The sequence below is a fragment of the Streptomyces sp. NPDC014861 genome, assembly GCF_043081625.1.
Taxonomy (GTDB): domain Bacteria; phylum Actinomycetota; class Actinomycetes; order Streptomycetales; family Streptomycetaceae; genus Streptomyces.
Window position 1 is genome coordinate 367,497 of sequence record NZ_JBIBWV010000006.1, and the last position, 19,159, is coordinate 386,655.

19 protein-coding genes are annotated in these 19,159 nt (G+C 73.9%); 11 read left to right on the forward strand and 8 right to left on the reverse strand.

Annotated features, from left to right (window positions below; genetic code table 11):
* Positions 1-29: 29 nt before the first annotated feature.
* Positions 30-923 carry an RNA polymerase sigma factor SigF gene (locus ACF1BN_RS16135; RefSeq protein ID WP_392332248.1) on the reverse strand — a complete coding sequence of 298 codons (894 nt, stop codon included), beginning with the start codon at positions 921-923 and terminating at the stop codon, positions 30-32.
* Positions 924-1,131: 208 nt separating this feature from the next.
* Between ACF1BN_RS16135 and ACF1BN_RS16140 the strand changes: the two genes are divergently transcribed.
* The 6 genes from ACF1BN_RS16140 (at position 1,132) to ACF1BN_RS16165 (ending at position 6,220) form a co-directional block, all read left to right on the forward strand.
* Positions 1,132-1,509, forward strand: coding sequence for an STAS domain-containing protein (locus tag ACF1BN_RS16140; protein WP_392332249.1), 378 nt, complete (start codon positions 1,132-1,134; stop codon positions 1,507-1,509).
* 51 nt (positions 1,510-1,560) lie between these two features.
* Complete coding sequence (locus tag ACF1BN_RS16145; RefSeq protein WP_392332250.1) at positions 1,561-1,980, forward strand: ATP-binding protein; 420 nt, start codon at positions 1,561-1,563, stop codon at positions 1,978-1,980.
* A 163-nt stretch (positions 1,981-2,143) separates the two neighbouring features.
* Entirely contained in the window at positions 2,144-2,872 is a 729-nt protein-coding gene (locus ACF1BN_RS16150; protein WP_392332251.1) for a peptidase, read from the forward strand.
* Positions 2,869-3,666 carry a hypothetical protein gene (locus ACF1BN_RS16155; RefSeq protein ID WP_392332252.1) on the forward strand — a complete coding sequence of 266 codons (798 nt, stop codon included), beginning with the start codon at positions 2,869-2,871 and terminating at the stop codon, positions 3,664-3,666. The genes ACF1BN_RS16150 and ACF1BN_RS16155 overlap by 4 nt, the downstream gene beginning before the upstream one ends.
* Complete coding sequence (locus tag ACF1BN_RS16160) at positions 3,663-4,835, forward strand: hypothetical protein (RefSeq protein ID WP_392332253.1); 1,173 nt, start codon at positions 3,663-3,665, stop codon at positions 4,833-4,835. The genes ACF1BN_RS16155 and ACF1BN_RS16160 overlap by 4 nt, the downstream gene beginning before the upstream one ends.
* A complete protein-coding gene (locus ACF1BN_RS16165) occupies positions 4,832-6,220 on the forward strand; it encodes a hypothetical protein (protein WP_392332254.1) in 1,389 nt (462 codons plus the stop codon). Before ACF1BN_RS16160 ends, ACF1BN_RS16165 begins: the two co-directional genes overlap by 4 nt.
* A gap of 67 nt (positions 6,221-6,287) precedes the next feature.
* Here the strand turns inward: ACF1BN_RS16165 and ACF1BN_RS16170 are convergent, their stop codons facing one another.
* The gene (locus ACF1BN_RS16170; protein WP_392332255.1) at positions 6,288-7,805 is read right to left on the reverse strand and encodes a peptide MFS transporter; all 1,518 of its coding nucleotides are present in this window, start codon (positions 7,803-7,805) and stop codon (positions 6,288-6,290) included.
* Between the two features lie 438 nt (positions 7,806-8,243).
* Here ACF1BN_RS16170 and ACF1BN_RS16175 point away from each other — a divergent pair, with 438 nt between their 5' ends.
* Positions 8,244-8,921, forward strand: a complete 678-nt coding sequence (locus ACF1BN_RS16175) for a response regulator transcription factor (RefSeq protein ID WP_392332256.1) — start codon at positions 8,244-8,246, stop codon at positions 8,919-8,921.
* A gap of 152 nt (positions 8,922-9,073) precedes the next feature.
* A complete protein-coding gene (locus tag ACF1BN_RS16180) occupies positions 9,074-10,342 on the forward strand; it encodes an ATP-binding protein (RefSeq protein WP_392332257.1) in 1,269 nt (422 codons plus the stop codon).
* Between the two features lie 29 nt (positions 10,343-10,371).
* Here the strand turns inward: ACF1BN_RS16180 and ACF1BN_RS16185 are convergent, their stop codons facing one another.
* Positions 10,372-10,899, reverse strand: a complete 528-nt coding sequence (locus ACF1BN_RS16185) for a GtrA family protein (RefSeq protein ID WP_392332258.1) — start codon at positions 10,897-10,899, stop codon at positions 10,372-10,374.
* A gap of 184 nt (positions 10,900-11,083) precedes the next feature.
* Here ACF1BN_RS16185 and ACF1BN_RS16190 point away from each other — a divergent pair, with 184 nt between their 5' ends.
* Genes ACF1BN_RS16190 through ACF1BN_RS16200 form a run of 3 tightly spaced genes read left to right on the forward strand, consistent with a single transcriptional unit; the run spans position 11,084 to position 13,933 of the window.
* Positions 11,084-12,223, forward strand: a complete 1,140-nt coding sequence (locus ACF1BN_RS16190) for a 5-(carboxyamino)imidazole ribonucleotide synthase (protein WP_392332259.1) — start codon at positions 11,084-11,086, stop codon at positions 12,221-12,223.
* 19 nt (positions 12,224-12,242) lie between these two features.
* Positions 12,243-12,740, forward strand: coding sequence for a 5-(carboxyamino)imidazole ribonucleotide mutase (gene purE / locus ACF1BN_RS16195; RefSeq protein WP_392332306.1), 498 nt, complete (start codon positions 12,243-12,245; stop codon positions 12,738-12,740).
* On the forward strand, positions 12,737-13,933 hold the full coding sequence (locus ACF1BN_RS16200) for a dipeptidase (protein WP_392332260.1): 1,197 nt from the start codon (positions 12,737-12,739) through the stop codon (positions 13,931-13,933). Before purE ends, ACF1BN_RS16200 begins: the two co-directional genes overlap by 4 nt.
* A gap of 37 nt (positions 13,934-13,970) precedes the next feature.
* Here ACF1BN_RS16200 and ACF1BN_RS16205 read toward each other — a convergent pair whose 3' ends face one another.
* From ACF1BN_RS16205 to ACF1BN_RS16225, 5 genes are all read right to left on the reverse strand, one after another.
* The gene (locus ACF1BN_RS16205; RefSeq protein WP_392332261.1) at positions 13,971-14,927 is read right to left on the reverse strand and encodes a hypothetical protein; all 957 of its coding nucleotides are present in this window, start codon (positions 14,925-14,927) and stop codon (positions 13,971-13,973) included.
* Positions 14,924-15,757, reverse strand: coding sequence for a protein phosphatase 2C domain-containing protein (locus ACF1BN_RS16210; RefSeq protein WP_392332262.1), 834 nt, complete (start codon positions 15,755-15,757; stop codon positions 14,924-14,926). The genes ACF1BN_RS16205 and ACF1BN_RS16210 overlap by 4 nt, the downstream gene beginning before the upstream one ends.
* A gap of 553 nt (positions 15,758-16,310) precedes the next feature.
* Positions 16,311-16,976, reverse strand: a complete 666-nt coding sequence (locus ACF1BN_RS16215) for a VWA domain-containing protein (RefSeq protein WP_392332263.1) — start codon at positions 16,974-16,976, stop codon at positions 16,311-16,313.
* Between the two features lie 36 nt (positions 16,977-17,012).
* Complete coding sequence (locus tag ACF1BN_RS16220) at positions 17,013-17,501, reverse strand: hypothetical protein (protein ID WP_392332264.1); 489 nt, start codon at positions 17,499-17,501, stop codon at positions 17,013-17,015.
* Positions 17,498-19,057: a methyl-accepting chemotaxis protein gene (locus ACF1BN_RS16225; RefSeq protein ID WP_392332265.1), complete on the reverse strand. Its 1,560-nt coding sequence runs from the start codon at positions 19,055-19,057 to the stop codon at positions 17,498-17,500. Before ACF1BN_RS16225 ends, ACF1BN_RS16220 begins: the two co-directional genes overlap by 4 nt.
* Between the last annotated feature and the right edge of the window lie 102 nt (positions 19,058-19,159).

Below are 19,159 nucleotides of genomic sequence, written 5' to 3' on the forward strand. Positions count from 1 at the left end.
GGCGGAGGCGGTTCCTCCAGAGAGGCGCCTCATTCCTCCAGGGTGAGCCCCCGGCGTAGCCGGGCGAGGGTGCGCGAGAGCAGCCGGGAGACGTGCATCTGGGAGATGCCGAGCTCGGCGCCGATCTCCGACTGGGTGAGTCCGGTGACGAAGCGGAGGGAGAGGATGAGCCGTTCGCGTTCGGGGAGCGAGGCGATCATCGGCTTGAGCGAGGCGATGTACTCGATGCCGGTCAGGCCGTGGTCCTCGTAGCCGAGCCGGTCGGCGAGGGTGGACTCGTTCTGCCCGTGGTCGTCGTCCTCGGTCTGGGCGTCGAGCGAGGCGGCCGTGTAGGCGTTGCTGGCGGCCATGCCCTCGACGACCTCGTCCTCGGCGATGCCGAGTTCGGCGGCGAGTTCGGCGACGGTGGGCGCCCGGTCGAGGCGCTGGGAGAGCGCGTCGCCGGCCCGGGCCAGGTCGAGGCGGAGTTCCTGGAGCCGGCGGGGGACGTGCACGGACCAGGAGGTGTCGCGGAAGAAGCGCTTGATCTCGCCGATGATCGTCGGCATCGCGAAGGTGGGGAACTCCACCCCGCGGGACAGCTCGAAGCGGTCGATGGCCTTGATGAGGCCGATCGTGCCGACCTGGACGATGTCCTCCATGGGCTCGCTGCGGGTGCCGAAGCGGGCGGCGGCGAAGCGGACCAGGGCCAGGTTGAGCTCGACGAGGGTGTTGCGGACGTACGCGTACTCGTGGGTGCCCTCCTCCAGCTCGGTGAGCCGGGCGAAGAGCTCCTTCGAGAGCGCGCGGGCGTCGGCCGGGGCGACCCGGTCGAGGGGTCCTTCGATCGCGAGGGGCGAAGGGGGTGTGGGATCGGCGGGACGGGGAAGGGCTGGTGTCGACGGCGCGAGGGGGGTGCGCGGGACGTCGAGCCGGGGTGACATGAGTCTCCTCAGGGGGTGGGTGTCCGGGTGCGGTGTGCGGCGCCTCCAAGCCGGCTGGATCGGGTGTTCTTTACTAGCCCTACCTGCTCGGCGGCGATCGTTGCAAGTGGCAATAATCCGTATTGGGTGGTTATGTGGGGGGCTCGTGTGCACGAGAAGGCGCTCCGCTAGTAGGGTTCTGCGCAGTCGATCGAGGAGGGGCCCGACCATGGACCGCCAGCACATCGGCAGCGCGCAGCCTGCGCGTCTGCGGGTCGAGGCCAGCGCTGTGGACGACGGCGCGGAACTTCTCGCTCCGGTGGGTGAGCTCGATCACCACACCGCGGAACTGCTGCGCGAACCGCTCGACGCGGCCCTCGACGCCGGCCGCGTCCGGCTCGTCGTCGACTGCTCGGGGCTCGCGTTCTGCGACTCGACCGGACTCAACGTGCTCCTCGGGGCGCGGCTGCGGGCCGAGGCGGCCGGCGGCGGGGTCCATCTGGTGGCCATGCGGCCCGCCGTGGCCCGGGTCTTCCAGATCACCGGAGCGGAGGCGGTCTTCACCGTGCACGACAGCCTCGACACCGCCCTCCCCGGCTCCGGCTGACCCCCCCTTTCCTGCCCCTGCTGTCTCGTCGACCGGTGAGGTGAAGTGCTGATGGATCAGGCTTCCGACGTGCGGACGCTCGCACTCGGCGAGACCAGCGGCACCGTCCCGCTCGCCCGTGACTTCACCCGCGGGGCGCTGACCGAGTGGGGCTGGCTGCCGGCCGCCTCGGCCGACCGGCGGGCCGCCGCCGAGGACGTCCTGCTCGTCGTCTCCGAACTCGTCACCAACGCCTGCCTGCACGCCGAGGGCCCCGAGCGGCTCCGGGTGGTCCGCCTCGCCGACGCCGTCCGCCTGGAGGTCACCGACCGGGGCGCCGGCCAGCCCGCGCCCCGCACCCCGCACCGGTCCGGACGCCCCGGCGGGCACGGCATGTTCATCGTGCAGCGGCTCTGCCTCGACTGGGGCATCCAGCGGGTGCCGGGCGCCCCCGGCAAGACGGTCTGGGCCGAACTGGCCGCTCCCGCCTGACGTCCGCCGCCCCGCGCGACCGCCGCAGGACTTTCACCGTCACTCTTCTTCCCTCCGTACGGCCCCAGGCGTACCTTGACGCCCAATCTGATGGGACGTCAGGAAATAGAGCGGTGAGGGGTCGCGGGTGTCCAGGAAGCCGAACCGGAGGAGGGCGGCCGCCGTGCTCACGGCCGCCGTCGCGGTCTGGGCGCCGGCCGGGCTGGTCGCCGCGCCCGCCGCCCACGCCGAGATCGTCGACGTGAGGTACGCGTGCGAGACCAAGATCGGCGACCGCGCAGCCGTCTCGCCCGTGGACGTCAGGGCCGAGCGCGAGGGCGACGCGTACGCGATCACCATGACCTTCGACAAGGGCGTCTCCGACAGCCCCGTCGAACTCCCCAAGGGCGTCATGACCCCCCGCGCCGACCTCGTCCTCGGCGGCGCCGACCGGGGCACCGTCAAGGTCGAGGGCGTCCCCAACGCCGCCGCCGTCCCCGCCTTCACCCCCATCAGGATCGGCACCCTCACCGGCACCTACACACCGAGGCGCGCGGGCACCGTCACCTTCACCGCCGGAGTGCTCACCGTCCACGCCCTGGGGATGGACGCCGCCGTCTGCACCCCCGCGAACAAGCCGCGGCCGTCGCTCAGCCTGACCGTCACAGGCCTCCCCGGGGAGGAGACCCGGGCACCCTCGGGCTCCGACGGGTCCGGCGGCTCCGACGGCTCCGACGGCTCCGACGGGTCCGCCGAGGAGGACGAGGCCGACGGACTGCCCGGCGGCGAACTCCCCAGGACCGGCGGCACCGCCACCACCGCCGCGCTCGCCACCCTCGGCGGCACCGTCCTCCTCGGCGGCGCCGGCGGACTCCTCTGGCTCACCCGCCGCCCCCGCCCGGCCCGCCCATGACCAGGACCCGGTCCGCGCTCCTCGCCGCCGCCGTCCTCGGCACGCTCGGCGCCGCGCCCCCCGCCACCCCCTCCTGGACCGCCGCCCCCGCCGCCGGACGGCCGTACGCCTATCTCGAAGGCCCCGCCGGCAGCGTCCTCCAGGACACCCTCTCCGTCACCAACCCCGGCCCGCGCCCGCTCACCGTCACCCTCACCGGCGAGGGCCCCGCCGCCGTCGCCTTCGCCGCCCGCACCGTCACCGTGCCCGCCCGCACCCGCGCCGACGTGCCCTTCGCCGTCACCGTGGCCGCCGCCACCCCGCCCGGCGAGCACCGCGGCACCGTGAGCGCCGCGGCCGGCGGCCGACGGACCGCCGTCGACCTGCGGCTCAAGGTCAGCGGCCCCCGGCTCGCCGCCCTCACCGTCGAGGACGCCCGCGTCGACCGGGCCACCGGCACCCTCCACTACACGCTCGTCAACCGCGGCAGCACCGTCCTCGACCGGCCCCGCCTCGCCGTCCGCGCCGACGGCCTCCTCGGCACCGTCCTCGACCGCCCCGAGCGCGCCCTGCCGCTCAGCCTCCGCCCCGGCGAGCGCACCGCCCGCACCGAACCCTGGCCCGACCGGCCGGCCCTCGACTCCGTGACCGTCCGGTTCACCGCCGCCGCCCCCGGGGCGACCCCCGCCACCGCCGTCACCGAGACCGTCCTCGCCTCCGGGCCCGCCGCCGCCTCCGCCGCGGGGGCGCTGCTCGCGGCGGCGGGCGGAGCCGCGTACGCGCTCCGGCGCCGCACGAAGGGAGCCACCGCATGAGCCCGGCCGCCGCCCCCGCCCGTACGGCCCCGGCCTCCGTCCGTACGGCCCCGGCCCTCGCCCGTACCACTCCGGCCCGCGCCCGTACGGCTCCGGATTCCGCCCGTACGGCCCCGGCCTCCGTCCGTACCGTCCTGGCCGTGCTGCTCGCGGGTCTCGTCCTCGCCCTGCTCCCGGCCGGCGCCGCTTCCTCCGCTTCCTCCGCTTCCGCCGCGTCCGCCGCGTCCGCCGCTTCCTCCGCGCAGGCGGTGTCCGCCGCCGGTGACCCGGCCGTGGCCGTCTCGCGGAACCAGGCCCCCAACGGGAGCGAGATCACCGTCAGCGGCACCGGCTGGAAGGCGGGAGCGCTGCTGATGGTCCTGCTCTGCGGCCAGGGCACCCCGGACAAGGGCGTCGTCGGCGGCACCAACTCCTGCGCCAACACCGACGGCCGGGCCGCCACGGTCGACCCGCGCGGCGCCTTCAGCGTCAGACTGCCGGTCACCGCCCCGCCCAAGCCCTGCCCCTGCGTCGTCCACGTCTCCGGGGTCACCGGGCAGCAGGACGTCGTCGACGCCGCCCTCGCCGTCGCCGGCCACCCCACGGCCCCGCTCCCGGACAGCGCGGGCGACGGACGCCTCGCCGTCCTCACCGCCGCCCGCCTCGACGGGTCGAGCGGGGTGCTGACCTGGTTCGGCGCGCCGCCCGCACGCACCCTCGTGCTCACCGTCGGCAACCTCGGCACCGCCCCCGTACGCGACCCCGTCTTCCTCGTCGGCACCGCCCGCGGCGTCCTCGCCCCGAGCGACGAGCAGCACCAGTGGCGCGGCACCATCAAGCCCGGGCAGAAGGCGCGGATCGAGCTGGACGTCGAGCTCTCCGCCGGAGCCCACGGCGACCACCGGGTCTCCGTCTCCTACGGCGGGAAGGTCCTGGCCGAACAACCCTGGAAGGTGGGCCGCCCCTGGGGCGTCGTCCTCTTCTGGGCCCTGCTCGCCGTGGTCGTGCCCGCCGCCCTCTTCCGGATCGGCATGGTCCTCGTCGACCGGGCCGGCGGCCGGAACCACCACTCCGTCCCCGTCCCCGTACCGGCGGACGCGGACGGCCCCGGGACGACCGCGGTCCTTCCGTGGTTCCACCCCGGGTCCGCACCGTCCGAGAACAGTCCGACGACGAAGGGACTCACGTGAGCACGCAACGGAGGACGATCGCGGCCGGGGTCGCGCTGATGCTCGGCGGCGCGGGGATCCTGCTGTCCGCCGCTCCCGCCCAGGCCGCGCAGATCTCGTTCAGGACGGAGTGCGTCCCGCCGGCGATCTCCGGCCTCCCTCCGGTCCAGGGCACCACCACGGTGCTGGTCACCGCGCCCGCGACCGCCAAGGTCGGCGACACCGTCGAGGTCGTCTGGAAGACGGTGAAGCCGGCCTCCAAGAACCCCGACATGCTGGATCTGGGCGCGAACACCGTCAAGCCGACCGGCACCATGAAGATCGGCGGCGCCCAGAGCGGCACGGTCGCCATGGAGGGCCCCCGGCAGAACCCGCCGATCCCCAAGAACACCGACATGGTCCTGCCCGAGATGAAGGGCACCCTGAAGCTGACCCAGGCGGGCGACGTCACGCTGACGCCCGGCGCGTACACGATCAACGTGTCCAAGCCGATGTCGACGAACACCGCGTGCACGCCGAAGGAGCAGGTCCCCGTCGGCGCCACCATCAAGGTGAGCGCGGACGGCGGCGGCAACGGCGGCTCCGGCGACGGAGGCGCGGACAACGGTGGCTCGGACAACGGCGGCTCGGACGACGGCGGTGGATCCGGCGACGGCGGCGCGGACAACGGCGGCGCGAACGGCGGAGGCGGGAACGGCGGCGGGACCGACTTCCCGGGCAAGGAGGTCAAGGTGGCCTTCACCTGTACGTCCCCCGGCCCCGCCTCGATCAACTCCAAGGTCACCGTCAACGCGAAGAAGAACGGCGGCGCCTACGACCTCACGGTCAGGACGGCCAAGGGCGTCATGAACAGCCCGGCGCCGCTCCCCGCGAACGCCCTGACGCCCAGCATGGACATCAAGATCGGCGGGGACGACAGCGGCACCGTCAAGGTCACCGGCGCGCCCAACCCCACCGCGCTCAAGATGAACGACCCGGTGAGCCTCACCGACATGAAGGGCACCTACCGTCCCGGCGCCACCGGCAAGGCCACGCTCTCCCCGGGCGCGCTCACCATCTCCGTCGTCCTCGCGGCGGGAGCCGACCCGATCAAGATCCCCTGCCAGGTGAAGGGCGCCGTCGAGGCGTCGCTCACCCTGGACACCGCCAAGCAGTCCGGCGGCGCCTCCGGCTCCACCGACGACGGCGGCACGGACAACGGCGGCACGAACGCCAACGGCGACGGGGGCAGTGGCAACGGCAACGGGGGCAACGGCTCCGGCGGCGGCGAGAACCTCGCCGAGACCGGCGCCGAGTCCGACGGCGCCCTCCGCGCCCTCGGCCTCGTGGCCGGCACGGTGATCCTCCTCGGCGGCGCGCTCTTCACCTTCACCCCGTGGCGCAGGCTGGCCCGGCGCGAACGCTAGGACGCGCGAACGGGACGGCCCCGGCACACCGTGGGGTGTGCCGGGGCCGTCCCGGGTGTCACGTGCGTCAGTGGACGCCGCCCATGAGGGCCTGGACCTTCTTGCGGTACATGAAGACCGCGATGCCCGCGCCGACGGCCAGCGACGCCTGGAGCGCGATGATCCCGGTGCCGTTGAGATCCACCCCGGCCAGCGACAGCAGACCCGTGGTGCAGTCACCCGCGGTGACCGCGAGGAACCAGACGCCCATCATCTGGGAGGCGTACTTCTTCGGCGCCATCTTCGTGGTGACGGAGAGGCCGACCGGGGAGAGGCACAGCTCACCGATGGTCTGGATCATGTAGATCGAGACGAGCCACATCGGGGAGACCATCGTGCCGTCGCCCGCCATGCCCATCGGGACGACGAAGACGAAGAACGAGGCGCCGACCAGGACCAGGCCCATCGCGAACTTCACGATGGTGTTCGGCTCCTGGTTCTTGCGGGCCAGCCACAGCCACAGCCACGCGAAGACCGGGGCCAGCGCCATCACGAACATCGGGTTGAGCGACTGGTACCAGGTGGCCGACGGGTCGAAGCCGAAGATCGAGCCGGTCTTGTCGTCGGCGAACAGCGACAGCGTCGAGCCGCCCTGGTCGTAGATCATCCAGAAGATGGCGGCGGCCACGAAGAACCAGATGTAGCCGTTCATCTTCGACTGCTCGGAGCGGTCGAGGTCCTTGTCGCGCTTGATGCGGACCAGGACGGCGACCGGGATGATCAGACCGGCGAGGGTCAGCGGCACCAGGGCCCAGTTCAGGGTGAACAGGTCGAGGCCCACGACGACGCCGTAGAAGACGGCGGCGGCGACGACCACGAGCGCGGCCTTGACCAGGATGCTCTTGCGCTCCTGGGCCGAGAGCGGGTTCGGGACCAGGCTGCTGGTGGGGCTCAGGCTCTTGGTGAAGGCCAGGAAGCAGGCGAGGCCGATGCCCATGCCGACGGCGGCGAGGGCGAAGCCGAGGTGCCAGTTGACCTTCTCGCCGACGGTGCCGACGACGAACGGCGCCACGAACGCGCCGAGGTTGATGCCCACGTAGAAGAGGGTGAAGCCACCGTCGCGACGCGGGTCGTCCGGCCCGTCGTAGAGGTGGCCGACCATCGTGGAGATGTTGGCCTTGAGCAGACCGGAACCGGCGGCGACCAGCGCCAGACCGACGAAGAACATCGCCTGACCCGGCAGGGCCAGCGAAGCGTGACCGGCCATGATGACGAAGCCGGCGATCGTGACGGTCTTGCGGGCGCCCCAGACGCGGTCGCCGAACCAGCCGCCGGGCATGGCCATCAGGTAGACCATCGACACGTACACGGAGTAGATCGCCGTGGCCGTGGCCGCCGTCATGGCGAGACCGCCGCCCTGGCTGCCGGTGGCCGCGTCCGCGCCGCCGGAGACCAGGTACAGGACGAGGAGGGCCCTCATGCCGTAGTAGGAGAAGCGCTCCCACATCTCGGTGAAGAAGAGGGTGGCCAGGCCGCGGGGGTGGCCGAGGAACGTCTTCCCGGAACCAGAGGTTCCGTTCGAAGCCGTCGTCAGGCTGGACGCCATGTCGATCCTTGCTCTGTCGGGACGCGCGCCTCGTGAGCGTGATGCGCCCGGTGGGGGGTGGCCGGCACCGGAGGGGACGTGTGCGCCCCGCCCGGGATCCACGCCCCGCCGCGCGCCGTCGCGCCGCGGGACCCGGCCCACAGGTCGTTCGCCGTCTCAAGGCTGGCAAGGCCAACCCTGCGCAGAAAAGAGGACCTCGGCTGCCGAAGCAGGCCAAAGGTCCCCGTTTACCGCTACAGACGTCTCGCCACCATACGACACGACAGTGCCGGATATGGAAGGACTTGAGAGATGGATCACAGGTGGCCATGGAACCAACAGGCGTCATTCCAAGGTGATGTCCAGATTACGCACCCTGCTTCAGAGGCACCCCGAAGCGGGGGCGGGCGGCTCACGATCCCGCCCCGGCGCGGCACCCGTGCGGACTACCATCACCCCATGACCCGTGTACTGCTCGCCGAGGACGACGCATCCATCTCGGAACCGCTGGCCCGCGCCCTGCGGAGAGAGGGGTACGAGGTCGAGGTCCGCGAGGACGGACCGAGCGCGCTCGACACCGGGCTCCAGGGCGGCGTCGATCTGGTCGTGCTCGACCTGGGCCTGCCCGGCATGGACGGCCTGGAGGTCGCCCGGCGGCTGCGCGCCGAGGGGCACACGATCCCGATCCTGGTCCTCACCGCCCGCGCGGACGAGGTCGACACGGTCGTCGGGCTCGACGCCGGCGCCGACGACTACGTCACCAAGCCCTTCCGCCTCGCCGAACTCCTCGCCCGCGTCCGGGCCCTGCTCCGGCGCGGCGCCTCCGAGCCCGCCCCCGCGCCCGCCACGCACGGCGTCCGCATCGACGTCGAGTCGCACCGGGCCTGGATGGGCGAGGAGGAGCTCCAGCTCACGGCCAAGGAGTTCGACCTGCTGCGCGTCCTGGTCCGGGACGCGGGCCGGGTCGTCACCCGCGACCAGCTGATGCGCGAGGTCTGGGACACCACCTGGTGGTCCTCCACCAAGACCCTCGACATGCACATCTCCTGGCTCCGCAAGAAGCTCGGCGACGACGCGGCCAACCCCCGCTACATCGCCACGGTCCGAGGCGTCGGCTTCCGCTTCGAGAAGAGCTGACGGCCGGGGGCGCCCCGCCGCCCCGCCGCCGGCGTACCCTCCGCGGGGCCGGGGGCCCCGGCCCGGGCCCCGCACGGCAATGGGCCCGCACACCAGGAGCCCCGCACACCAGGCGGCGCCCCCCACCCCCGTACCCCCGCCCGGGAGGGCACGTGCGCCGCCGTCTCATCACCTCCACCCTCGCCGTGGTCCTCGTCGTCATCGCCGTCTTCGGCGTCTCCCTCGTCCTCGTGGAGACCCGGACGATCACCAACAGCGCCCAGGAGAGCGTCGAGGCCGAGGCCCTGCGGATCGCGTCGATCGTCGACAGCAGGCTGATCGGCGGCGAGCCGGTCAACCCGGACATCCTGGCCGAGCAGAGCGGCGCCAAGCGGTACGCGCTGATCGCCATCCCCGGCCGGCCCGACATCGAGATCGGCACCCGCCCCGCCGGCAGCGTCATCCGGGGCGAGGCCGAGGGCGAGCGCGGGGAGACGGTGATCGTGGAGGAGCCCCGCTCCGCGATCACCTCCGAGGTCGGCAGCACCGCCCTGATCATCGTCGCCGTCGCCGGCCTCGCCGTCATCGCCGCCGTCCTCCTCGCCGTACGCCAGGCGAACCGGCTCGCCTCCCCGCTCACCGACCTCGCCGAGACCGCCGAACGGCTCGGCTCCGGCGACCCCCGCCCCCGGCACAAGCGGTACGGGGTCCCCGAACTGGACCGGGTCGCCGACGTGCTCGACGCCTCCGCCGAACGGATCGCCCGGATGCTCACCGCCGAGCGCCGGCTCGCCGCCGACGCCTCCCACCAGCTCCGCACCCCCCTGACCGCGCTCTCCATGCGCCTGGAGGAGGTCGCCCTCGCCGACGACCTGGACACGGTCAAGGAGGAGGCGACGATCGCGCTCACCCAGGTCGAGCGGCTCACCGACGTCGTCGAGCGGCTGCTCACCAACTCCCGCGACCCCCGCTCCGGCTCCGCCGTCGCCTTCGACATCGACGAGGTCGTCAAGCAGCAGATCGAGGAGTGGCGCCCCGCCTACCGCAGCGCGAGCCGCGCCATCGTCCGCTCCGGCAAGCAGGGCATGCGGGCCGTCGGCACCCCGGGCGCGGTCGCCCAGGTCCTCGCCGCGCTCATCGAGAACTCGCTCATGCACGGCGGCGGCACCGTCGCCCTGCGCACCCGCGTCATCGGCAACCAGTCGGTGATCGAGGTCACCGACGAGGGCCCCGGCGTCCCCGCCGACCTCGGCGCGCGGATCTTCGAGCGGGCGGTCAGCGGCCGCAGCTCCACCGGCATCGGCCTCGCGGTCGCCCGGGACCTCGCGGAGGCGGACGGCGGCCGCCTGGAGCTCCTCCAGCAGCAGCCGCCGGTCTTCGCGCTCTTCCTCGGCAAGGAGACCCGCAGGGTCTCCGAGGACCGGGAGCGCCCCGTGCGCTGATCAGCCACGGGGCGGGGGAGAGGGCCGGGTCAGACGTGGTCCGGCTGCCGGCGGCGGGCCTGCCGCGGCGCCACCGGCTCGGCCTGCTCCAGGAAGGACTCCGCCGTCTGCACGGCCTCCTTCGCCGGCAGCGCCCGGAACACCCACGTGCGGTAGGACCAGAAGCGGAACAGGGTCCCCACGCCGATGCCGAGGAACTTGAAGAAGTTGCTGGCCAGCGACGAGTTCCAGCCGAGGCCGTAGGTCGCCGCGTAGAGGATGCCGTTCTCGATGACCAGCCCGACCAGGCTGAACAGCAGGAAGAGGGACATCTCCTTGGTCCGGCCCGACTTGTCGCGGTCGCGGTACGTGAAGTAGCGGAACCCCACGTAGTTGAAGGCGATGGCCACGATCGTCGCGATCAGACTGGCCCGCACCACCGGAAGCTCCGTGGTGTGCCGGACCAGGTTGAACACGGCCAGGTTGACCAGGACGCCGAGTCCGCCGACCACCCCGAACTTGGCCACCTCGCGGGCGAGGAGGGCGAGTCGCATGCGCAGCGCGCCGGGTTCGCTCATGGTGGGGTCGGTCCGTCCGTCGGGTGACGTCCGGGTGACGTCAACCCACTCATGCTAACCAGCCTCCCCTGTCACCCGCCCGGGTAGGCGGGAAACCTGTGGAAAACCCATCACTGCCCCGTCACGCCTTGTGTCAATCCACAGCCGGAAACGTGTTCACGGATGGTGCGGATACCCTAAGAGGGTGACGTTCCCGGTAGTAGGCATGGTCGGCGGCGGTCAGCTCGCCCGTATGACCCACGAGGCGGGCATCCCCCTCGGCATCAAGTTCAAGCTCCTCAGCGACACCCCGCAGGACTCGGCGGCGCAGGTGGCCGGCGAGGTCGTCATCGGCGACTACCGCGACCTGGACACGCTCCGCGCGTTCGCCCGCGGCTGCGACGTGATCACCTTCGACCACGAGCACGTGCCCACCGAGCACCTGCGGGCCCTGGAGGCCGACGGCATCCCCGTCCGGCCCGGGCCCGACGCGCTCGTGCACGCGCAGGACAAGGGGGTGATGCGGGCGAAGCTCGACCAGATCGGCGCCCCCGCCCCCCGGCACCGCATCGTGGCCGACCCGGCCGACGCGGTCGCCTTCGCCGAGGAGGTCGGCGGCTTCCCGATCATCCTCAAGACCGTGCGCGGCGGCTACGACGGCAAGGGCGTCTGGTTCGTCCGCACCGCCGACGACGCCCGCGACCCCTTCCTCGCCGGCGTGCCCGTGCTCGCCGAGGAGAAGGTCGACTTCGTCCGCGAGCTCGCGGCGAACATCGTGCGCTCCCCGCACGGCCAGGCCGTCGCGTACCCGGTGGTCGAGTCCCGCCAGGTGGACGGCGTCTGCGACACCGTCATCGCGCCCGCCCCCGACCTCGACGAGGAGCTGGCCGGGCAGGCCCAGGAGCTGGCCCTGCGGATCGCCAAGGAACTCGGTGTCGTCGGCCACCTCGCGGTGGAGCTCTTCCAGACCGCCGACGGGCGGATCCTCGTCAACGAGCTGGCGATGCGCCCGCACAACTCCGGCCACTGGACCATGGACGGCGCGATCACCAGCCAGTTCGCCAACCACGTCCGCGCCGTCCTCGACCTGCCGCTGGGCGACCCCCGCCCGCGCGCCCCGTGGACCGTGATGTGCAACGTCCTCGGCGGCGACTACCCGGACATGTACCAGGGCTACCTGCACTGCATGGCCCGGGACCCGCAGCTCAAGATCCACATGTACGGCAAGGACGTGAAGCCCGGGCGTAAGGTCGGCCACGTCAACACCTACGGCGACGACCTGGGCGAGGTGCTGGAGCGCGCCCGCCACGCCGCCGACTACCTGCGAGGGACGATCGTTGAGTAACCCGATCATCGGCATCGCCATGGGGTCCGACTCCGACTGGACCGTCATGGAGGCCGCAGCCCAGGCGCTGGACGAGTTCGAGATCCCCTACGAGGTGAACGTCCTCTCCGCCCACCGGATGCCGCGCGAGATGATCGCGTACGGCGAGCAGGCGGCCGGCCGCGGCCTGAAGGCGATCGTCGCGGGCGCCGGCGGCGCCGCCCACCTCCCGGGCATGCTCGCCTCCGTCACCCCGCTCCCCGTCGTCGGCGTCCCCGTGCCGCTGAAGTACCTGGACGGCATGGACTCACTGCTCTCCATCGTGCAGATGCCGGCCGGCATCCCGGTCGCCACGGTCTCCGTCGCCGGCGCGCGCAACGCGGGCCTGCTCGCCGCCCGGATCGTCGCCGCCTCCGACCCGGCGCTCCAGGCCCGCATGGAGGAGTTCCTCCAGGACCTCAACGCGCAGGCCACCGAGAAGGGCAAGCGGCTGCGCGCCAAGGTCGAGGGCACCGACTCCTTCGGATTCGCCCGATGAGCGCGGCCGAGCGGCTCGCCGAGGCGCGCGCCCTCCTGGCGGAGGCCCCCGTCGTCGACGGGCACAACGACCTCCCGTGGGCGCTGCGCGAGCAGTGCGGCTACGACCTCGACGCGCTCGACATCGCGGGCGACCGCTCGGCCTCCCTCCACACCGACCTCGCCCGGCTCCGCGCCGGCGGGGTCGGCGCCCAGTTCTGGTCCGTCTACGTGCCCGGCCGGTTCACCGGGGACCACGCGGTCAGCGCCACCCTGGAGCAGATCGACGCCGTCGACCGGCTCGTCGAGCGGTACGCGGCCGACCTGGCACCCGCCCGGACCGCCGACGACGTCGTCAAGGCCCGCGAGGAGGGCCGGATCGCCTCCCTCAAGGGAGCCGAGGGCGGCCACTCCATCGACAACTCCCTCGCGACCCTGCGCGCCTTCGCCACCCTCGGCGTGCGGTACATGACCCTCACGCACAACGAGAACAACGACTGGGCCGACTCCGCCACCGACGAGCCCCGGCACGGCGGCCTCACCGCCTTCGGCCGCGCCGTCGTCCGCGAGATGAACCGCTGCGGCATGCTCGTCGACCTCTCGCACGTCGCCGCCACCACCATGCGCGACGCCCTCGACACCAGCACGGCGCCGGTGGTCTTCTCGCACTCCTCCTCCCGGGCGGTCTGCGACCACCCGAGGAACATCCCGGACGACGTCCTGGAGCGCCTGCCCGCCAACGGCGGGGTGGCGATGGCGACCTTCGTGCCGAAGTTCATCCTCCCCGAGGCCGTCGAGTGGACCCTGCGCGCCGACGCCAACCTGCGCGCCCACGGCCTGCACCACCTCGACACCACCCCCGGGGCCAAGGCGATCCACGCCGCCTTCGCGGCGGAGCACCCCCGCCCGATCGCCACCGCCGCCACGGTCGCCGACCACCTCGACCACATGCGCGAGGCAGCCGGGATCGACCACATCGGCATCGGCGGCGACTACGACGGCACCGCCTTCACCCCGGCGGGCCTCGACGACGTCGCCGGCTACCCCAACCTGATCGCGGAGCTCCTGCACCGCGGCTGGTCCCGGGCCGACCTCACCAAACTGACCTGGTCGAACGCGCTCCGCGTGCTCGGCGACGCGGAGGCCGTCGCCCGCGACCTGACGGCCCGCACCCCCGCCTCCCACGCGACGATCGCCCAGCTCGACGGCGCCTGAGGGCACACCCGGGGCCCACGCCCCCGGCCCGTCCGGTTCAGGACCGCCTGAACCGGATGGTGCCCCGGTCGCGCTCCGCCCCGCCGTCGAACCGCGAGCGGTCCACCGCGGGCCGCGGCGCGGGCCGGCCCGCCTGGAGCCTGATCGTCGCCCGGCCGGAGAGCGCGGTACGCCACTCCCCGAGGCCGGGCCGGGAGCCGTACGCCCCGTCGGCCAGCTCCCACAGCCGCAGCACGGCGTCGAGGCGCCGCTCGTCCAGCACCCCCGGCAGCACGGCCAGTGGCCGCCCCGGCGCCACGTACGGGTCCTGCGCGAGGATCCGGCCGAGCATCAGGGCCGCCTTGTAGCGGTCGCTGTCCACGCTCGCCGACCCGGGCGGGGCCTGGGGGTCGTGCCAGTCCGGGGTGTCGGCCTGCGCGAGGACCGGCTGGTGACCGGTGATCCGGACGCCGTCGCAGTCGATCAGATGGAGGGCGGGCTCCGGATCGAGCGACCACAGCACGTTCGCCTGCGAGAGGTCGCCGACCACCAGCCCCCTCACGTGCAGCCGGTCCACCAGTTCCACCAGCACCACGGCCAGCGCCAGCCGCTCCTCCGGCGTGGGCTGCCGCAGCGTCCTGGTGGCCGCCTTCGGCGCGCGCAGGAGGAACTGGAGCTCGGTGAGCCGCCGGTCGCCCCTGGCCGTCCGCCACGTCATCGTGTCGGGCGCCCGGCGCATCAGGAAGCCGACGACCCGGCCGCCGTCCGTCACCCGGCACAGCGGCCAGGCCGCCTCCCGGTCGAGCCGCCGCCGCTCCTCCGCGGCCAGCCCGGTCCGCAGGGCGACGAGCGCGGCGAGCGCCGACCCGTCCGCCTTGTGCGGCTCCAGGTACCGCTTGAAGAGCAGGTCCCCGGGGCCGCCGACCACGTGCACCTCGCCCTGGCCGCCCGCCGTGAGCTTCCCCGCGAGCGGCAGCGACGACTGCTCGACGTCGGCGCCGTCGTCCGCCGTCACGGCCGTCCCTCCCACAGCACGGCCGCGGTGCGGTCGTCGTCGTACGACTTCACCCGGTACTGGAACTGCCAGAGGAAGTCGGCCGGTTCGGGCGCGCCGCCGCCCCACGCGCCGGTGAGGAACGCCCGCATCTCCGGCTCCCCGGCCAGCGGCGAGGAGAAGCCGTCGGTGGAGACCACCAGGACGTCCCCGGGCCGGGTGGTGACCAGCCGCGCCGCGGCGGTCCGGGCCACCGGCAGCGCGGCGGTCCGGGTGTCGATCATCCGGTCCCCGTCCGCCGCGCTCGCGCCGTCGCCCGGCGCCAGGTCCCACACCCCGTCACGGAGCAGCGCCGTACCGCCGTCCCCGACGGTGAGCAGCCCGCGGGTGCGGACGGCCGGGTCGAGCGGGACGAGGAGCACCCGGAGGGTGGTGGAGTAGACGACCGGGTCGAGGTCCTTGCGCGCGGCCCGGTCCGCCAGCCGGTCGGCGATGTGTCCGGCCACCCCGTCCGCCAGCTCGGCGAACCGGTCCTCGCGGCCGGCGGCCAGCGCCTCGTACACCTCCCGGGCGTTGACGCCGAGGGCCCACAGCGCGGTCCGGCAGGCGTGCTGCGACCCGAGGTGCGAGAGCGGCTGCGAGCCGACCCCGTCCGCGACGGCCACCGCAAGCAGCTCACCGGATCCCTTCTCGCCGAGGTGGGCGGTCATCACCGAGTCCTGCCGGGCCTCGCCGAGGTACCGGTGGGAGTCCCCGCGCACCGAGGCCGCCCGCAGGGTCAGCGGCCCGTGGGCCGCTCCGTCGAGCACGATGTCCGGCACGACGGCCGCGGCGAGCGTGTCGTCCGTCATCCGGGGCCGCCCCTGCGGCACCGGCGGATAGCTGGGCGCCCGCCGCCCGGCGTGCGGCGGCGACCCGAGTACCGGAGCGGCGGGCGCGGGGGGCCCGGCGGGGGCGGGCGGGAGGGACGGGACCGGGGGAGCGGAGGGCGCGGGAGGAGCGGGAGGAGCGGCGGGAGCCGCGGCCGGGGGCGTCGGAGGGGGCGCCGACGCGGGCGACGGCGGGGCGGCCGCGGGCCGGACCTCCGCCGGTACGGCTTCCACCGGCAGGGGCTCCGCCTGGACGGGCCCCACCGGTAGGGGCTCAGCCGGTACGGGCCCCACCTGGGCGGGCTCCACCGGTACGGGCTCCGCCTGGGCGGGCTCAGCCGGTACGGGCTCCGCCTGGGCGGGCTCCGCCGGGGGCGCCGCCGACGGGGGTGCCGTCGGCGCGGACGGCACCGCGGACGGCACCTCGGGCGGTGTCGTCTTCTCCAGGCGTACGCGGCCCGGGAACTCCCAGGGGCGCGGGGGCTCCCCGGCGGCCGGGGGCTCCGGCCGGCTCATGTGCTCCATCTCGGCGTCCTCAGAGCTTGTCGAGCGAGACGGTCGCGAAGCCGGGCACGGTCTCCTCGACGACGAGGGAGAAGTCCGAGTTGCCGTCGGAGGCGATGGTGGTGGCGGACCGGACGATGGAGCGGGTCAGGCTGGAGGCGAACTCGCGCAGCGCGGCGGCCGGGGAGACGTGCTGGTCCTGCTGGATGAAGGCCCGGAAGTTCGCCACCTGTGCGATGGTCGACTCCTCGGCTTCCCCGACGCCGAAGGCGATGATCTTCGGGCAGAAGCGGGACCCGGTCAGCTCCTTGTACGCCTGCGGCCAGTCGTCGTCCGTCGGGATGCCGTCGGACATGAAGAAGGCGACCGGCCGGTAGACCTCGTGCCCCTCCGCCTTCAGCGCGGCCACGTCCGTCTCGATGCAGCGCAGCAGCGTGCGGAAGGCGTTGCCGAAGGAGGTGAGGCCGCCCGCCGAGAGCGCCGGGACCTCCTCGATGTCGCTGAGGTCGGCCAGCGGCTGGAGCACCTGCGCGTCGGTGGAGAACCCGATCAGGCTGAACCGGGTCTTGTCGGCCACCGTCGGGTTGGTGCTGATCTCGGTGTGGAGCTCCACCAGCGCCGTGTTCAGCGCGTCGACGCTGTCGCCCGCCATCGAGCCCGACTCGTCGCACAGCAGGTAGAACGGAAGAATCTGCATGGTTCGGTTCCCTCCGGTGGGGCGGTCGCGCGCCCCTCAGTACGTGTAGAAGTAGATCTCGATGTCGGCGCGCCCGCCCGAGGCGCCGCCCTTCCAGAAGTCCCGGGTCGTGGTGCCCTTGAACATGTCCGGACGGGCCTTCGCCAGCTGTGAGTTGACCTCGCTCGCGTAGGTGCCGCCGGCGCCCGGGTCGGGGTGGCGGCCGAAGGTGAGGACGAAGGCCGCCTGGCGGCCCGCGTACGTCGCGGTCGCCTCGCGCAGCCGGTTCCGCATGGCGGTCCGGTCGCCCGGGGCCGCCGCGATCGACACCTTCACCGGGGTGCGGACCACGGCGCGCGGCCCCTTGGGCTTCGGCGGCTCGCTCGCGCCCGGTTTCGGGCTCGCCGACGCGCCGGGGCGGGCCTCCGCGGCCAGCGGGTCGCCCCGGTCGCCCATCGCCACGAGGGCGAGGACGAGCAGCATGTCCGCGAAGAGCCAGCCGGCCAGGTGCAGGGGGTTGAAGCGCGGCGCGCGCGGCGCCCTCACCGCGGCCCGGCCCCGTCCCGGCTCCCGCGGCCCGGCGTGGCGGGCGGCAGCGCGGGCCGCGCCCCCGGACCCGCCTCCCGGGCGGACGGCACACCGGCACCGGAGCCGTCGCCCGATTCCCGCCCGTGGTCCGTGCCGCCGTCGCGTCCGGAGCCGCTTCCGTGGTCCGCGCCGTCGGGTCCGGGGTCGTTGCGGTGCACCGTGCCGCCGTCGCGTCCGGAGCCGCTTCCGTGGTCCGCGCCGTCGGGTCCGGGGTCGTTGCGGTGCACCGCGCCGCCGTCCCGGCCGCCGCCGTCTCCGTGGTCCCCGCCGCTCTTGCCGAGGCTCAGCCCTCCGTCCCGGCTCCCGTCCCGGCCGCCGCCCCACCGCCCGCGCTCCCGGCCGCCGCCTCCGCCCGCGTCGCGGGCCAGCGCCGCCGCCAGCGTGTCGGAGGCCTGGCCCAGCCGCTCCGCCACCCGCGTCAGCGCGTCCGCCTGGTCGGCCAGCCTGCCGAGCAGGGCCTGGGCGTCCGCGCGGTCCTGCGCCGCCCCCTCGACGACACCGGAGAGCCGTCCGAGCACCTGCCCGGACAGGTCGCCGGAGACCTCGATCCCGGTGGTGAACGAGCGCTGCGCCGCCGCCAGCGTCATGACGGAGTCCTCGACCCGGGTGCCGGCCTTCTCCAGGACGTCCCGGACCTCGTCGTTCGTCCCCCGCACGTCCTCCAGGGCCTTGCTGACCATGGCCCCGCCGCCGGTGACCGCCGTCTCGATGCGCGCGGCGGCCGACTCCAGCGGCTTCACGGCGTCGTCCACGCCGGCCAGCCGCTCCTGGGCCCGGTCGAGGGAGTCGCCGACGCTGGTGGCGGCCTGCGCGAGCAGCCCCTGGGTCTTCGTGGCCCGGTCGCCGAGCCGGCCCAGGACCGCGGCGGACTTCGTCAGCTCCTCCGCGAACCTGACGGGGGAGGAGTACCGGTGCGCGTTGAGGCAGAGCTGCGCCCGGGTCAGCACCGGCACCAGGCGCCGGAGCAGCTCCTCCGTCCGCTGTTCCGCGACCCGCTCCAGCCGGTCCGCCCGGCCCCGCCGCCAGCCGTGCACCACCGCGAGGACGAGGAGGAGGACGATCGCGCCGGTGGCGGTCCCGGCGACGTGCCCGAAGGTGAAGAAGCCGGTCAGGTGCCCTTCGAAGCCGGACTGCCACAGCTGGAGGAAGGGCCGGGTGGCCGCCTTGGGGTTCGCCCCGGTCAGTGCCCCGTACGCGCTCGACGCCTGGGTGAGCCCGTACCAGGTCAGCGCGAGCGGGACGAAGACGAGACCGCCGAGCGCCGTCTCCAGCCAGCCCCAGCCGGGGTGGTCGCGCCGCGGCGGGCCGGCGTCGACGCTCTCCGGACGGGCGTACGCCGCCACCAGGTCGAGGTCGGTCCACGGATCGAGCGGCCGGGAATCGTCGTCGGCCGCCCGCAGCGCCCGGCACAGCTCGGTCAACTCGGCAGCGCGCGGGGCGAGTCGGGCGTCCCGGCTCAACTCCTCGATCTCCCGGGCCACTTTCAGACGATCCGTCGCGAAACCGACGGTCATGCCCACCCCCATGGCGCGACGAAGGAGCGGGGGGTGCCGTTCTCGGCGCCGTGCGCTCCCCAGCGCACCCGTCACGCCCTTCATCCCCCGTCAGGGAGCAGA